This is a genomic window from Pseudonocardia zijingensis, from assembly GCF_042657305.1.
Lineage (GTDB): Bacteria > Actinomycetota > Actinomycetes > Mycobacteriales > Pseudonocardiaceae > Pseudonocardia > Pseudonocardia zijingensis.
The window spans coordinates 34,994-49,569 of the sequence record NZ_JBHSKO010000028.1 but is presented as its reverse complement, the minus strand read 5'-3'; the positions used below and the strand labels follow the sequence as shown (position 1 = coordinate 49,569).

Here is a 14,576-nt window from a genome sequence, read left to right as displayed (position 1 = left end):
GTCTCGCTCCCTTCCGGGCCGGCGCGCCCCGTGTGGCGCTGTCGTAGGTGAGACCGCGGCCACACGCGGAACTCATCGGCGGCAGCCGTCCGCTCTCGGCGAAAGCGGTTCGCCACCCGCGAAGGAGCAGGTCTGCGCAGGTCGGACGCCGTTAGCGTCCGCCGCATGCAGAGCGCGCAGGCCCGGTACGTCCTGCCGTCGTTCGTCGAACGGACGAGCTACGGGCACCAGGAGTCGAACCCCTACAGCAAGCTGTTCGAGGGCCGCATCGTCTTCCTCGGCACGCCGATCGACGACGCCGCGGCCAACGACGTGATGGCCCAGTTGATCTGCCTCGAGTCGGCCGAGCCGGACCGCCCGATCTCGCTGTACATCAACTCGCCCGGCGGCTCGCTCACCGCGATGACCGCGATCTACGACACCATGCGCTACATCCGCCCGGCGGTGCACACCTACTGCCTGGGGCAGGCCGCGTCGGCCGCCGCGGTGCTGCTCGCGGCCGGTGCGCCGGGCCACCGGTCGGTGGTGCCCCACGCGCGCGTGCTGATCCACCAGCCGAGCATCGACGTGGTCCGCGGCCAGACCTCGGACCTGGAGATCTACGCCGCCGAGGTCGCCCGGCTGCGCAGGCAGCTGGAGGAGGCCCTCGCGGAGGGCACCGGCCAGGCCGTGGAGCGCATCCACGCCGACATCGATCGCGACCTGATCCTCACCGCCGACGAGGCCGTGGCCTACGGGCTCGCCGACAACGTGATCGCCACCCGCAAGCTCCCCCGCTGAAGGAGACCGCCATGAGCGCACCCACCATCGACGACACCGTCTACGACCGCCTGCTGCGGGAACGCATCGTCGTGCTCGGCCAGGAGGTGGACGACGACGTCGCCACGAAGCTCGTCGCGCAGCTGCTCCTGCTCGCGGGCGAGGACTCCGGGTCCGACATCACCCTCTACATCAACTCACCCGGTGGTTCCGTGTTCGCCGGGATGGCGATCTACGACACGATGCACTCGATCGAGCCGGACGTGGCCACGGTGGCCACCGGGATGGCCGCGTCGATGGGCCAGTTCCTGCTCACGGGTGGCGCGCCGGGCAAGCGGTTCGCGCTGCCGCACGCCCGGGTGATGATGCACCAGCCATCGGGCGGTGCGGGCGGCTCGGAGTCGGACATCGTGATCCGCGCCGGCATGCTGGCCAAGCTGAAGAAGCGGATCGCCGAGCTCACGGCCCAGCACTCCGGCCAGGCCCTGGAGCGGATCGAGGCCGACTTCGACCGCGACCGCTGGTTCAGCGCCCAGGAGGCCGCCGACTACGGCCTGGTCGACGGGGTGCTGCGCACGCCGCCCCGCTGAGGCGGGCGCCCGTCAGTCGTGGATCAGGGGGAACCCGGCGAGGCCGCGCCACGCGAACCCGGACATGAGGGAGACGGCCTCGTCGCGGGGCACGGCCTGGTCGGAGTCGAGCCAGTACTGGGCGGCCACCTGGCTCAACCCGACGAGGCCGACCGCCAGCATCCGGGCGCGCGCGGTGTCGAGGCCCGCGTCGGCCGTGACCGCCGCGGCGACGGTGTCGATGCAGCGGGTGAGCGCGCCGTCGACCACGGCCGCCGCCTCCGGCTCGCCGCGCAGATCGGACTCGAACACCAGCCGGTAGGCCTGGCCCTCGCCCGCCACGAAGTCGAAGTACGCCGCGACCGCGGCGTGCACGCGCTGCTCGTTGTCGGTGGTGCCCTCGATCGCTGCCGTGACGCGTTCCACCAGCTCGTCCGCGTACGTGGTGAGCAGCGCCCGGTAGAGCTCCAGCTTGCCGGGGAAGTGCTGGTAGAGCACCGGCTTGCTCACGCCTGCCCGCTCGGCGATGTCGTCCATCGCGGCGGCGTGGTAGCCGTGGGCCGCGAAGACGTCGCGGGCGGCCACGAGCAGCTGGGCGCGGCGCGCGTCGCGGGACAGGCGGGTGCCGCGGCTCACCGGTGCCGGCGCCTCGGTCATGCGCTTGCCCTCCGTCCGTCCACCCGATCGGGTGCGTGAACACCTTACCCGTCGGTAGCGGTGCGCCGCTGTGGCCGCAGGCTGTTCACCGCGATCACGGCACCGCACGCCGCCGTCGCCGCGGCCGCGTGCACCGGGCCGAGCAGGCCGACCGTGGTGAGCGGGAGCAGTGCCGCGACCGAGGCCGTCCAGACGATCAGGTTCGCCCGGCCGACGGCCACGGTGTGCCGCGCGAGCCGGATGGTGCGCACCACGGCGGAGAGGTCGTCGTGCACCAGCGTCAGCGCAGGCCGCGGGGGACCGTGCCCTGCGGCCGGGTGCGGCGGGAGGCGGACGGCCAGGTCGGCGGCGTCGAGCGCGGCCCCGAACGGCTCGGGGGCGCCGATCACGGCGACGGGGGCCGGGAGCTCCCGGACGGCCGCGGCGGCGTCATCGGGATCGACGCCCGCCAGCACGGAGTCGGGCGGGATGCCGGCGCGCGCGGCCACGGCCCGCGACATGGCGGCGGACTCGGAGGTCACGAGCACCGGCTGCAGCCCGAGCGCGGTGAGCTCCTGGACGGCCGCGGCCGTCTCGGTCCGGACGGCGGGCCCGACCTCCAGCAGCCCGCGGGCCACCCCGTCCCAGGCGACCGCCACCGGCACGCACCCCGGCTCGGGTGACCGGGCAGGCGGTTCGATGTCGTGCACGGCCAGCAGGCCCGGGTCTCCCACGAGCACGGCGTGGGCGATCACCCGCTGCTCCTCGTCCGGGGCGCCCACGACCTCGGCCACCAGCCCGCGCAGCCCCAGGCCCGCGACGGTGTCGAACTCGCCCGCGTCGGGTGCCTGCTCCACGGCGGCGGCCACCGCCCGATCGAGCGGGTGGTCGGACTCCCGGGCCACGGAGCCGGCGAGCCGCAGCACCTCGGCGGGAGCGGCGCCGTCGACGGCGTGCACCGCGTGCACCGCGAGCCCGCCGCGGGTGAGCGTGCCGGTGCCCGCGAACACGACCGTGGCGACGCGCCGCGCGGTGTCGAACGCGGCGGTGGACACCAGCACGCCGAGGCGGCCTGCCCGGTCCGTGCCCACCAGCCGGGGCAGTCCGGTGGCGAGGCGCAGCGCGCCGGGCACCGCCACCACCAGCACCGCCGCTGCGGCAGCCACCGCAGAGGCGGCCGGTTCGCTGCTGCCCAGCCGGTAGCCGAGCACAGCGAGCGCCGCCACGGCGACCAGGAGCGTGGCCGCGCTCTCGACCTGACGTCCGGCGACGGCGGCGGTGGCCGGGTGGCTCATCATCGGTTTCCTCCCCCCGGTGTACAACGGCTCCGCGCCGAGCTGATGACGTCCCCCAACAGGCGCGAGACCGGTCACGGCGGGTGGCCACGGGCGCGTCCGCGGGTCATCCTCGGAGGGGTGAGTTCCGCGACGCTGCCGTTCGTCCGCCCGCTCGTGCGCGCCCGCAGAGCGCGGGTGGAGCCGGTCGGGGCGGCACCGATGGCGGATCCGGCCACGCTGCCGGACCTCGACCCGCGCCAGGAGGCCTGGCCTGGCGCCGAGGTCACCTCCGGTGGTGTGACGCTGCACGTGCGGGAGACCCCGGGGCCGCAGGACACCCCGGCCGTCTACGTCCACGGGCTGTCCGGGTCGGCCACGAACTGGACCGACCTCGCCGCGCTGCTCTCCACCCGCGCCGCGGGCACCGCGGTGGACCTGCCCGGGTTCGGGCTCTCGCGCCCGCTCGCGTCCCGCGACTACTCCCCGGCGGGCCACGCCGACGCGCTGCTCTGCTTCCTCGCGGGCCGCGGCCGCCCCGTGCACCTCCTGGGCAACTCCTTCGGTGGCGCCGTCGCGCTCTCCGTGGCCGCCCGCAGGCCCGAACTGGTGCGCACGCTCACGCTCGTGTCGCCCGCGATGCCCGACCTGCGGCCCGACCCGCGACGGGTGTCGGACCCGAGGCTGCTGCTCGCCCTGCTGCCGTTCGTCGGCAGGAGGGCCCGCGCCCAGCTGGCCGCGATGGACCCTCGCACCCGCGCCGAGCAGGTGGTGCGGCTCTGCTTCGGCGATCCGGACCTCGCACCCCGGCACCGGATGGAGCAGGCCGCCGCCGAGTTCGCCGCGCGGGCGCGCCTCGCATGGGCGCAGGAGGCCTCGGAGCGCACCGGGAAGGCGATGGTGGCGGGGTGGCTGCGCGGTGAGTCGCTCTGGTCGGTGGCCGCCCGGGTGCAGGCACCGACGCTGGTGGTGTGGGGCGAGCGCGACCGGCTCGTCGCGCCGCGGCTGGCGCGGCGCACCGCCGCCGCGCTGCAGCGCTCGCGCCTGCTCGTGCTGCCCGGTGTGGGACACGTCGCGCAGATCGAGGCGCCCCAGGTGGTGGCGCCCGCGGTCGCGGGCATGTGGGATGCGGTGGAGGCAGGGACCTGGGAAGAAGACGGGTGACCACGACGTTGTCACCCAGACCGTACGTCGATGCGAGGAGCATGATCATGGCGCTACCGCCGCTCGTGGAGCCGGCCGCCGAGCTGACGAAGGAGGAGGTCGAGCGCTACAGCCGCCACCTCATCATCCCCGACGTCGGCATGGCGGGGCAGAAGCGGCTGAAGAACGCGAAGGTGCTGGTGGTCGGCGCGGGCGGCCTCGGCAGCCCCGCGCTGCTCTACCTGGCCGCCGCGGGCGTGGGCACGCTCGGCATCGTCGAGTTCGACGTCGTGGACGAGTCCAACCTGCAGCGCCAGGTCATCCACGGGCAGTCCGACGTCGGGCGGCCGAAGGGCGAGTCGGCGCGCGACTCCATCAAGGAGATCAACCCGAACGTCGAGGTGCGGCTGCACAACACGCGGCTCGACTCGTCGAACGTGCTCGAGGTGTTCCGCGACTACGACCTCATCCTCGACGGCACCGACAACTTCGCCACGCGCTACCTGGTGAACGACGCCGCGGTGCTGCTGGGCAAGCCGTACGTGTGGGGCTCGATCTTCCGGTTCGAGGGCCAGGCGTCGGTGTTCTGGGAGGACGCCCCCAACGGCAAGGGCCTCAACTACCGCGACCTCTACCCCGAGCCGCCGCCCCCCGGAATGGTGCCCTCCTGCGCCGAGGGCGGCGTGCTGGGCGTGCTGTGCGCCTCGATCGGCTCGATCATGGTGAACGAGGCCATCAAGCTGATCACCGGTATCGGTGAGCCGCTGCTGGGCCGGCTCATGGTCTACGACGCCCTCGAGATGAGCTACCGCACGATCAAGATCCGCAAGGATCCGAACACGCCGAAGGTCACCGAGCTCATCGACTACGACGCGTTCTGCGGCGTGGTGTCCGACGACGCGCAGCAGGCCGCCGCCGGCAGTACCATCACCGCGCTCGAGCTCAAGGAGATGATCGACGCGGGCAAGGACTTCGAGCTGATCGACGTCCGGGAGCAGAACGAGTACGAGATCGTCAACATCCCGGGTGCGAAGCTGATCCCGAAGGACCGCATCCTGTCCGGCGAGGCCCTCTCGGAGATCCCGCAGGACAAGCCCGTCGTGCTGCACTGCAAGTCCGGCGCCCGCTCGGCCGAGGCGCTCGCGGTGCTGCACCGCGCGGGCTTCAAGGACGCCGTGCACGTCGGCGGCGGCGTGCTGGCGTGGGTCAAGCAGGTCGATCCCTCGCAGCCCGTGTACTGAGCGCAACACCGCGCCTCCGCGACGGCGCCCCCGGTCCGACACCTGGTCGGAGGGGGCGCCGTCGTGCGTTTCCGGACGTCCGTTCTGGACGGATGCAATGTCGTCTGGTCCGCGCACGGGAAGGCGCGCCCGAATGGCGCAATCGGACCATTCTCGATCACGCAAAGTGATCATCTCCGCGTCGTCGTGTTGGTCGAACGGAGCAGTGACACCCGGACGAGTGCCGAGTAGCGTTCCGGAGCCGGAAGATCAAGACCGATCAGCGGCACCGTGTTGTCGGGGTGCGCCGGCGGCGTACAACACGGGCCGTCCCGGTTCCGGCATTCCTTTCCGTCACCCGGCGATGGGGGGTCGCACACGGTGGACGACAACGCGAGACGCTGCGCCCTGCCCGGGTGCAACGAAGTGATCGAGGACATCCCCGGTCGTCCACCTCGCCGGTACTGCACCGCCGCCCACCGGGCGGCCGCACGGCAGGCGCGCCGGGCCGCCGCGCAGTCGGGCCAGGAGGCGCGCCTCGCCGCCGCCCTTCCCTGGCTCCTCGAGCCCTCGGAGGAGGAGCAGCAGCTCCCCGTCCCGCACGGTGTGCGCGAGCAGCGGGCCATCACCGAGGCGCAGCGCGCAGAGCGCAGGGCCCGGGCGGTGGCGTCCCGCTCGGTCGGGGCCACCAGCAGGACCACGGCCCGGCGGCGACGCACCGTGGCGGTGGTCGGCGCGGCGGGCGTGCTCGCCGCCAGCTACCTGTTCACCGCGTCCGAACCCGTCGCGCCACCACCGGCCGTCTCCACCCCACCCGGGGTCGACCCGCGTACCGAGTGGCTCGCGCACGCGCAGATCACCCTCGCCTCCCTGGACACCCAGCTCGACACGCTCACGCAGGCCGAACGGATGTGGGCGGGCCTCCCGCCGGAGCGGCGCGCGATCACCCCGCCCGCGCTCGAGGACCTGCAGGAGCGCAAGGCCCTGCTCGAACGGCGCAAGGCGACCCTCCGGTCGCAGATCGACACCTACCGCTCGCTCGACCGCGCCCGCTCCGAGCTGCAGAGCACCGAGCGCCACCTGCAGGCCGTCGAGGACGCGCTCGCCGACACCCCGCCCGACCGGCGGCGCAACCCCCGGGCGTCGTCCGAGATCGCCGCCCTCGACGAACAGCGCGACCTCCGCCTGCGCCAGCGGGGGGCCAAGCGCGAGGAGCTCGAGGACCTCGAACGCGGCGTCGACAGCGCCGTCCGCACCCCCTTGCCCGACGACGAGAAGGAGACCACCGAGGTCAGCGAGCGCGTCCGCGACGCGGTCGAGCGCCCACCCTCCCGCGACAAGTCGGACGGCGACCGCGACGACGAGGACCGTGACGACGAGGACCGCGACGAGGAGAGCGACGAGGGCGACGACGAGGGCGACGACGAGGATCGCGACGACGAGGATCGCGACGACGAAGATCGGGACGAGGGCGACTCCGACGGGTCGGACCGCGACCGGTCGGACGAGCGCGAGCCGCAGGGCAACCCGCTGCCCGACCTGCCCGACGTCACCGCACGCGACGAGCAGGAGGACCGGGAACGCGAGGACACGTCCAACGGTGCGCCGCCGGATCCCCGCGGGCCCGGCGACGAGGCTGCGGATCACGACGACCCCGACGACGAGGACCGCGACTCCGGGGACGACGAGGACCGCCCGGACGTCCGGGCCGACGGGCCCGGCCGCGGGCCGCTCGCCGACGCCCTCGGCCCGCTCGGTGAGTCGCTGCGCGACAGCGGCGACGGCGACGGGCCGGGGTCGAAGGGGGATGCCTCCCGCGAGGACGAGGGGCGGGCGAACCCGGGTCCCGGTGACAAGAGCGGCGGGCCCCGTGACCAGGCTCGTGGCGCCGATCCGGGTGATGAGCGCCCCGGTGGGCCGGCCGGGGACGCGCTGGACAAGCTGGGTGATGCACTCGGCGGCGAGTCCCGGGGTCGTCCCGACCGGGAGCAGGGCGAGCGCGGCCGCGACACCGGTCCCGGTGAAGAGGGCGGGGAGCGGGAGCGACCGGGCGGGCCTGCCGATGGCGAGAAGCGGGGCGACGCCGGTCCGGGCGACCAGGCCCGTGGCGCCGGTCCCGGTGACGAGGGCGGTGGGGAGCGGGAGCGTCCCGGTGGGCCGGTCGGGGACGCGCTGGACAAGCTGGGCGATGCGCTCGGCGGCGAGTCCCGAGGTGATGGCGACCGGGAACAGGACGAGCGCGGTCCCGGTGACGAGGGCGGCCGAGGCACGGTCGATCCGCCCGGTCAGCGGGGCGGCGCGGACGGTGGCGAGAAGGACGGCCCCAGCGCCGGGCAGCCCGGCGGGGACCAGGACCGGTCGGGTGGCCGGAACCCGCTGGGTGACGCCCTCGGATCCGTGGGCGACGCGCTCGGCGGCGGTTCGGACGGCGAGCACTCCGGCGGCCGGGAGCGGGGTGGCCCGAGCGAACGGGCCGGGGACGGCGGTTCGGACGGCGGCACGGACGGCGGCACGGACGGCGGCTCGGGGACCGGCCCCGGCTCAGGCGGTGGCCGCGGGCCGGGCGGGATCGCCGGATCCCTCGGTGGCCTCCTCGGCGGCGACTCGGCCGACCGCGGTGGGGACCGCAGTCGTTCGGACGGCGGGGGTTCGGACGACGGTGATTCCGACGACGGCGATTCCGACGACGGCGACTCGGACGAGGAGAACGACTCCGGTGGTCGTGGGCCGCTGCGCGGCCTGTTCGGCGGCGGTGACCGGGACGGCGACGACCGAGATGACGATGACGACGACAGCCGCGCCGACCGTGGCAGCGGGTCCGCAGGCAAGCCGAGCGCATCCGACCGCGACGGGGACGGCCGCGGCGACGGCCGCGGTGATGACGGGGACGACGACTCGGACTCGTCCGGGCGCGGCCGTGGCGTCACGGGAGTGGTCGAGTCCGTCGGCGGGGCTCTGACCGGGGACGACGACAAGAAGAAGGACGACGACCGTCGCGGCGGAGACGCCGACCGGACGAGCTCAGGGGAGCGGAAGCGGTCCGGCGACGACTCCGAGCGGGACCGGTCCGGCGGCTCCGACCGGGGCCGGGAGGACCGCTCCGGCGACGACCGCAAGGGGGACAGGTCGGACTCCGACGACTCGTCCCGCTCCGACGACGACGCCGAGCGGGCCGCCCGCGTGCTCGAGGCGTTGGGCGCCTCCGGGATCGGGTCCCTGCTGGCGGCCGCTTCCGAGTCGGACGACTCCGACGACGACCGGGACTCGGACCGCGATTCCGACCGGGACAGCTCCGACCGCGACTCGGACGGTGACGCTCCGGATCGGGATTCACGCGACGACGACTCGTCGGGTGAATCATCCGACCGCGACTCCGACTCGGACTCCGACTCCGACGCGCTCGACGGGTGGGACGAGGACGAGCTCGAGGCCGCGGTCTGGGCGGCGCTGGCCGACGACTCCGACCGCGACTCCGACCGCGACTCCGACCGGAATGATTCCGACCGCGACGACTCCGACCGGGACTCCGATGACCGGGACTCCGACGACCGGGACTCCGACGACCGGGACTCCGACGACCGGGACTCCGACGACCGGGACTCCGACGACCGGGACGACGACCGGGACTCGGACCGCGACGCGTCCGAGGAGTACTCGGACAGGGACTCGGAGAAGGACTCGGGCAGGGACCGGGAGTCGTCCGAGGAGCGGTCGGACCGTGATTCCGACAACCGTTCGGACGAGGAGTCGCGCGAGAAGGGCTCGGACCGCGAGAAGGACTCCGACCGCGAGAAGGGCTCCGACCGCGAGAAGGACTCGGACAGGGACAAAGACTCGGACCGGGACAAGGACTCGGACCGCGAGAAGGACTCGGACCGCGAGAAGGACTCGGACCGCGAGAAGGACTCGGACCGCGAGAAGGGCTCCGACCGGGACAAGGACTCGGACCGGGACAAGGACTCGGACAAGGACTCCGACCGGGACAAGGACTCCGACGACGACAAGCGCTCGCGGGACAAGGATTCCGACGACGACAAGCGGTCGCGGGACAAGGATTCCGATGACGACCGGGACTCGGACGACCGGGACGACGACAAGGACGACGACAAGGACGACGACAAGGACTCCGACGACGATGACGACGGCGGGGACGACGATGGCGGCGACGATGACGATGGCGGCGACGACGATGGCGGCGACGGAGGGGACGACGACTGACTCCCCCTGATCACCCGCGACCTGCGTGTACGAGCGGCACCTTCGTCCGATAGAGCGGTACGGGTGTGCCGTTCGTACGGTTCCGTGGCTGCGTCGGCTCGGCCGGAACGGGTGGTCATCCGTGTCCTGCGTGTACGAGCGGCACTTTGGTGCGATAGAGCGGTACGGGTGTGCCGTTCGTACGGCGGCATGGGCGCCGGGCTCGGCCGGGACGGGCCGTGTCACCTGATCAGGGACGGCAACACCGCGTGATCAACGAGCGCCGCACCGCCCGATCGCGGGGCACGGCGACGCGCCCCGCGTGGCACCCCGGAACGGCGGCGCGGCGCAGGTAGCGTGCGATGCCGTGACCGCTGCGCCCGTCCTGCCGCCCGCCGGGACCACCCTGCCCGCGCACGTCCGCACCGCGTTCGGCGTGAACGACGTCGAACCGCGTCCGGTCGTGTGGGCGGGCAGGCGTGCATGGCACTGCGGCGATGTGCTCGTCCGTCCCGTTCCGGACAACGTGGTGGCGGCCTGGTCCGCGGCCGTGCTCGACGGTCTCCAGGTCGAGGGGGTGCGCATCGCGCGCCCGTTGCGTTCGTCGGACGGGCGGTGGGTGGTCGGTGGCTGGGCGGCGTGCCGCTACATCCCCGGCTACGTCGAGCCGCGCTACGACGAGGTGATCGAGGCGTCGGTGCGGCTGCACGCCGCCACGGCGAGCGTGTCGCGGCCCCGGCTCCTCGACGACCGGGACGATCTGGTCACCCGGTCCGCGGCGGGGGCGTTCGGGGAGCGGCGGTTGACGCTCGACCCGGCCACCGGCGGTGAGCTGTACGCGCAGCTGGCCGAGTTCCGCAAGCCGGTGCAGATCACCCCGCAGCTGGTGCACCCGGAGCTGTTCGGCGCCGTCCTGTTCGACGAGCACGGTGTGCCTGCCGTGATCGACCTCGTGCCGTGCTGGCGGCCGCCGCAGTGGGCGGCCGCGGTCATCGTCGTCGACGCGCTGGCGTGGGGTGGCGGCGACGAGCAGCTGCCGCAGCGGTGGTCGCACCTCGAGGAGTGGCCGCAGATGCTGCTGCGTGCCCTGCTGCACCGCGTGGCCCTGCACGCGCAGCACCCGGACGGCTCGCCGCGCACGCTCGCCGGCCTGCAGCGGGCCGCGGGCGCCATCGGCCCGCTCCTGTAGCGGCAGCTCATCCGCGATCCACCTGCGCCGGACCTCACCTCCGGGGCAGGCTCGCCGTGAGCGCTGGTTTGCGTCCTCGTCACATCGAACCGACGGGTCGGTAACGGCCCGTGCATAGCGTCGCGCCGACCGACGAACCAGGAGGACGGGCGTGACGACCACGGCACCGGACGCACCCCCCGCACGCTCATCGCTGCGGCGCGGGCATTGGATCGACCACTGGGACCCGGAGGACGCCACCTTCTGGGAGCGCACCGGGGCCAAGGTGGCGAACCGCAATCTGTGGTACTCGATTCTGTCCGAGCACATCGGCTTCTCGATCTGGACGATGTGGTCGGTGCTCGTCCTGTTCATGGGCCCGGAGTACGGCATCGACGCAGCCGGGAAGTTCTTCCTCGTCGCGGTGCCGACGCTGGTGGGCTCGATCCTGCGGCTGCCCTACACGATGGCTCCGGCCCGCTTCGGCGGCCGCAACTGGACGGTCGTGAGCGCGGCGCTGTTGCTGATCCCGACCGTCCTCGCCGCGTTCGTCATGCAGCCGGGCACGCCGTACTGGGTGTTCGTCGTCGTCGCCGCCGTGGGCGGGCTCGGCGGGGGCAACTTCGCCTCGTCGATGGCGAACATCAACGCGTTCTACCCGGAGGCGAAGAAGGGCTGGGCGCTGGGGCTGAACGCGGGCGGCGGGAACATCGGCGTGCCGGTGATCCAGCTGGTCGGGTTGCTGATCATCGCGACGGCCGGTACGTCGGCGCCGGGGATCCTGCTCGGCATCTACATCCCGCTGATCGTGGTGGCCGCGACCTTCGCCGCCATCAAGATGGACAACATCACCTCGATGCGCAACGACACGGGCGCGTTCTCCGAGGCGGTGCGGGAGTCGCAGACCTGGGTGATGTCGTTCCTCTACATCGGCACGTTCGGGTCGTTCATCGGCTACAGCTTCGCGTTCGGGCTCGTGCTGCAGAACCAGTTCGGCCGCACCCCGCTGCAGGCGGCGGCCGTGACGTTCATCGGCCCGCTGCTCGGGTCGGTGATCCGTCCGGTCGGCGGGTGGCTCGCGGACCGGTACGGCGGCGCGAAGATCACGTTCTACAACTTCGTGGGCATGGGTGTGTCCACCCTCGTGGTGCTCGCGGCGTCGGCCGCCGACTCGCTGGCGCTGTTCACGGTCGGGTTCGTGCTGCTGTTCGCGCTCACCGGGGTGGGCAACGGCTCCACGTACAAGATGATCCCGGCGATCTTCCGGGGCCAGGCGCGGGTGGCGATCGAGAGCGACGGGGCCGACCCGGGGCAGGCGTACCTGCGTGCGCGGCGCCTGTCCGGCGCGGTGATCGGCATCGCGGGTGCGGTCGGCGCGCTGGGTGGCCTCTTCATCAACCTGGCCTTCCGGCAGTCGTTCATGACGGCGCAGTCCGGTGACCCCGCCTTCTGGTCGTTCCTCGCGTTCTACGTGGTGTGCATCGCGGTGACGTACGCGGTGTACCTGCGCCCGGCCCCGGCCCACGTGGCCCTCGCGGGCGTGTGACGGTCGCGGCCACCCCGCGCGTCGCCACCCACTGCCCGTACTGCGCGTTGCAGTGCGGGCAGTGGGTCGGTGCCGGCGGGGACGTCGACGGGCGCGATTTCCCGACCAACAGGGGCGGGCTGTGCCAGAAGGGCTGGACGTCGGGCAGCCTGCTGGCCCACCCCGAGCGGTTGACCGCGCCGCTGGTGCGCTCGGACCGCTCGGCCCCGTTCGGGGTCGCGAGCTGGGACGCGGCGCTGGGGCACGTGGCCGCCCGCGTCCGCGAGCTGCAGGCGGAGCACGGTCCCGATGCGGTCGCCGTGTTCGGCGCGGGTGGGCTGACCAACGAGAAGGCCTACCTGCTCGGCAAGTTCGCGCGGGTCGCGCTCGGCACGTCGCAGATCGACTACAACGGCCGGTTCTGCATGTCGTCGGCTGCGGCCGCCGGGAACCGGGCCTTCGGCGTGGACCGGGGCCTGCCCTTCCCGGTGTCCGATCTGGACGACGCCGAGGTGGTGCTGCTGGCCGGGGCGAACATCGCGGAGACGATGCCGCCGCTGATGGGGCACCTCACGGGCGCGCGGCTCGTGGTGGTGGACCCGCGGCGCACGCCGACGGCGGAACGGGCGCTCGCCTCGGGTGGGCTGCACCTGCAGCCGGTGCCCGGCACGGACCTGGCGATGGCGCTGGGCATGCTGCACATCGCCGTGATCGACGGGCACCTGGACGCCGACTACCTGGAGGAGCGCACCACCGGTTTCGAGGAGGCGTGGCGGATCGCCGCGCAGTGGTGGCCGGAGCGCGCCGAACGGGTGTGCGGGGTGCCGGTGGCCGACATGCGCGCCGCGGTGGGCCTGCTCGCCGGTGCGCGGCGGCGCTACGTGCTCACCGCGCGCGGTGCCGAGCAGCACGCCCACGGCGTCGACACCGTCTCCGCGTGGATCAACCTCGCGCTGGCGCTCGGGCTGCCCGGCCGCCCGGGGTCGGGCTTCGGCACGATCACGGGGCAGGGCAACGGCCAGGGCGGGCGCGAGCACGGGCAGAAGTCCGACCAGCTGCCCGGGTACCGCTCGATCAGCGACCCGGCCGCCCGGGCGCACGTCGCGGGCGTCTGGGGTGTCGACCCGGACCGGCTGCCCGGCCCCGGGCGCAGCGCCACCGAACTGCTCGCCGCGCTCGGGCGGCGCGGCGGCCCGAAGGCGTTGCTCGTCTTCGGCTCGAACGTGCTCGTGTCGGCGCCCCACGCGGGTGCCGTGGCCGAGCGGCTCGCGGCGCTGGACCTGCTCGTCGTGGCCGACGTCGTGCCCGGTGAGACGGCCATGGCCGCCGACGTCGTGCTTCCCGTCGCCCAGTGGGCGGAGGAGGAGGGCACGATGACCAACCTCGAGGGGCGGGTGCTGCGCAGGCGGCGCGCGATGCCGCCGCCGGACGGGGTGCGCACGGACCTGGAGGTGGTGTCGGGGCTGGCCTCGCGGCTCGGCGTGGCCGGGTTCCCGAGCGGACCCCGGGAGGTGTTCGACGAGCTGCGCGCGGCGTCCGCGGGCGGGATCGCCGACTACTCGGGGATCAGCTACGAGCGCCTCGACGCGGGCGAGGCGCTGCACTGGCCCTGCCCCGAGCCGGGCCACCCGGGCACGCCGCGGCTGTTCACCGAGCGGTTCGCCCACGCCGACGGCCGGGCCCGGCTCGTGCCGGTCGACCACACCCCGTCGGCCGAGCTGCCCGATGCCGACTACCCGTTGCGGGCCACCACGGGCCGCGTGCTCGTGCACTACCAGTCGGGCGCGCAGACCCGGCGGGTGGCGGAGCTCACCGGCGTGGTTCCGGAGTCGTTCGTGGAGGTCCACCCGGACACGGCGACCCGCTCCGGGCTGGCCGACGGGGACCTCGCGGTGGTGGTGTCGCGGCGGGGCACGGCGCAGGCGCGGGTGCGGTGCGTGCCCACCCTGCGGCCGGACACGGTGTTCCTGCCGTTCCACTTCGGCGCTGGTCAGGCGGCCAACCGCCTGACCAACCCGGCGTTGGACCCGATCAGCCGGATGCCGGAGTTCAAGGTGAGCGCCGTGCGGCTGGAGCCGGCGTAGG

The 14,576-nt window shown here is 73.7% G+C and carries 10 protein-coding genes; 8 read left to right on the top strand and 2 right to left on the bottom strand.

What is annotated here, in order from left to right; genetic code table 11:
- The first annotated feature begins 165 nt into the window (after nt 1-165).
- Together ACFPL3_RS35585 and ACFPL3_RS35580 are read left to right on the top strand one after the other, a co-directional pair.
- Nucleotides 166-780 carry an ATP-dependent Clp protease proteolytic subunit gene (locus ACFPL3_RS35585; RefSeq protein ID WP_343945322.1) on the top strand — a complete coding sequence of 205 codons (615 nt, stop codon included), beginning with the start codon at nt 166-168 and terminating at the stop codon, nt 778-780.
- An 11-nt stretch (nt 781-791) separates the two neighbouring features.
- Nucleotides 792-1,349, top strand: coding sequence for a ClpP family protease (locus tag ACFPL3_RS35580; protein ID WP_343945323.1), 558 nt, complete (start codon nt 792-794; stop codon nt 1,347-1,349).
- Between the two features lie 12 nt (nt 1,350-1,361).
- On the opposite strand, the gene ACFPL3_RS35575 is transcribed toward ACFPL3_RS35580, so the two are convergent.
- Nucleotides 1,362-1,985, bottom strand: a complete 624-nt coding sequence (locus ACFPL3_RS35575) for a TetR/AcrR family transcriptional regulator (protein WP_343945324.1) — start codon at nt 1,983-1,985, stop codon at nt 1,362-1,364.
- A 44-nt stretch (nt 1,986-2,029) separates the two neighbouring features.
- A complete protein-coding gene (locus tag ACFPL3_RS35570; protein WP_343945325.1) occupies nt 2,030-3,262 on the bottom strand; it encodes an HAD family hydrolase in 1,233 nt (410 codons plus the stop codon).
- 117 nt (nt 3,263-3,379) lie between these two features.
- Between ACFPL3_RS35570 and ACFPL3_RS35565 the strand changes: the two genes are divergently transcribed.
- From ACFPL3_RS35565 to ACFPL3_RS35540, 6 genes are all read left to right on the top strand, one after another.
- Nucleotides 3,380-4,402, top strand: coding sequence for an alpha/beta fold hydrolase (locus tag ACFPL3_RS35565; RefSeq protein ID WP_343945326.1), 1,023 nt, complete (start codon nt 3,380-3,382; stop codon nt 4,400-4,402).
- Nucleotides 4,403-4,449: 47 nt separating this feature from the next.
- A complete protein-coding gene (moeZ, locus tag ACFPL3_RS35560) occupies nt 4,450-5,622 on the top strand; it encodes an adenylyltransferase/sulfurtransferase MoeZ (protein WP_343945327.1) in 1,173 nt (390 codons plus the stop codon).
- Nucleotides 5,623-6,027: 405 nt separating this feature from the next.
- The gene (locus ACFPL3_RS35555; protein WP_343945328.1) at nt 6,028-9,819 is read left to right on the top strand and encodes a hypothetical protein; all 3,792 of its coding nucleotides are present in this window, start codon (nt 6,028-6,030) and stop codon (nt 9,817-9,819) included.
- Nucleotides 9,820-10,165: 346 nt separating this feature from the next.
- Nucleotides 10,166-10,987 carry a TIGR02569 family protein gene (locus ACFPL3_RS35550; protein ID WP_343945329.1) on the top strand — a complete coding sequence of 274 codons (822 nt, stop codon included), beginning with the start codon at nt 10,166-10,168 and terminating at the stop codon, nt 10,985-10,987.
- 151 nt (nt 10,988-11,138) lie between these two features.
- Nucleotides 11,139-12,512 carry a nitrate/nitrite transporter gene (locus ACFPL3_RS35545; RefSeq protein WP_343945330.1) on the top strand — a complete coding sequence of 458 codons (1,374 nt, stop codon included), beginning with the start codon at nt 11,139-11,141 and terminating at the stop codon, nt 12,510-12,512.
- Nucleotides 12,509-14,575: a molybdopterin oxidoreductase family protein gene (locus ACFPL3_RS35540; RefSeq protein WP_343945331.1), complete on the top strand. Its 2,067-nt coding sequence runs from the start codon at nt 12,509-12,511 to the stop codon at nt 14,573-14,575. The genes ACFPL3_RS35545 and ACFPL3_RS35540 overlap by 4 nt, the downstream gene beginning before the upstream one ends.
- Nucleotide 14,576 lies beyond the last annotated feature (1 nt).